This window comes from Frankia sp. CeD (assembly GCF_000732115.1).
In the GTDB taxonomy this organism is placed as follows: Bacteria; Actinomycetota; Actinomycetes; order Frankiales; family Frankiaceae; genus Frankia; species Frankia casuarinae.
Map to the genome: position 1 here is coordinate 1 of NZ_JPGU01000085.1, position 1277 is coordinate 1277.

1 protein-coding gene is annotated in these 1277 nt (G+C 73.3%); it reads right to left on the reverse strand.

The window, feature by feature from the left end; genetic code table 11:
- A partial coding sequence (locus tag CED_RS20785; RefSeq protein ID WP_035913577.1) for an IS66 family transposase occupies window positions 1-1277 on the reverse strand: 1277 nt, incomplete at both ends.

A 1277-nucleotide genomic window follows, 5' to 3' on the forward strand; every position in this document is an offset into this window, starting at 1 on the left:
GCGAGAGCGTGTGTGGGGCTGGCCGCGCGCCTGGCTGGCATCCAGGGCGTACCGGCGAGGGCGAGGCGGATGGCGTCGACGGCGGTCAGGCCGTGGTCGCGGGCGGAGACGAGGTAGGAGCGCACGCGTAGGTAGGCGGCCATGGTGGTGGGGGTGTGCCAGTAGCCCGAGACGGCCTGGTGGCGTTTCGGGAGGCGTATGGCCTGCTCGCTGGGGTTGTTCGTCCATGGGATCTTGAAGTCGGTGGTGAAGAGCCAGACCTGGTCTGCCTTCGCGGCAAGCCGGCGGGCCAGGACCAGGCCGGGATGGTTCTTCTCGTCGGCCCAGGGGCGGGACATGTTCGTCAGCTCGCCGATCCGGACGTCGGCGTCGTAGCGGGCCCGCAGCGCGTCGATCGCGGCCTGGCCGAGGCGGCTGTTCCCGGCGGCGCGGGCGGCGACGACCAGGCCGTTGGCCTCGCGGAGCAGGTCGATGAGCCGGCCCGCCCACTTCTGGACCTTCGGCGCGAGGATCAGCACCGCACGCAACGCCCTGATGAGATGGGCACAGCACAACTGCACGCCGGCGAGCGTGGGGTCGTACTGGTGCCAGCCGGCGTAGTCGTCGCGGGTCAGGTAGCCGTGCCAGCCGGTGAGGACGCCGGTGGCGTCGATCGCCCCGGACGAGCGGGAGCTGATCGCCGCATACCAGNCCAGCCCGGGCGCCGGGGTGCGCACCACCAGCAGGTGCGGGGTGCCCGACAGGGCGGTGCCGGTGNCCTCGTCANGATCCTTGCGCAGCACGTTGACNGGCGACTCGTCCCCGCANAGCACCGGNTCGGCCCGCAGCGCCGCCTTCATCGCCTCGTCGAACCCGGCNGCCTNNAGNTCCTGNGCGAGCCGNNCGTTCGCGCGGGCGACGAACCCGGNCGANACCGGCACCCCNAGCAGCGCGNNGATGACCATCGCGGCCCGCTCGACCGGCACGTTGCCCTCGGAGGCGAGCAGCACCGCCGCGCCGTGCAGCCTGGGCCCGTAGGACACCGCGCCCGCCGCCGCGTGCCGCACCCCCGGAACCACGGCGGTGGTGACCTTCCGGCAGCACGCGCAGCGCCGCCGAGGCAACACCCACTCGACCTTCTCCAGCACCGGTTCGAGTAGGTCCCAGACCTGCGCCCACCCGTCCGCCAGCACCCCCGCGTCGGACAGATCCGCCTGGCACGACGAGCATTCCGACGGCGGGTCCGCCGACAACGACCGGTCCGGCGTCTCCTCCCGCGCCAGCCCCGCCCCCGGATG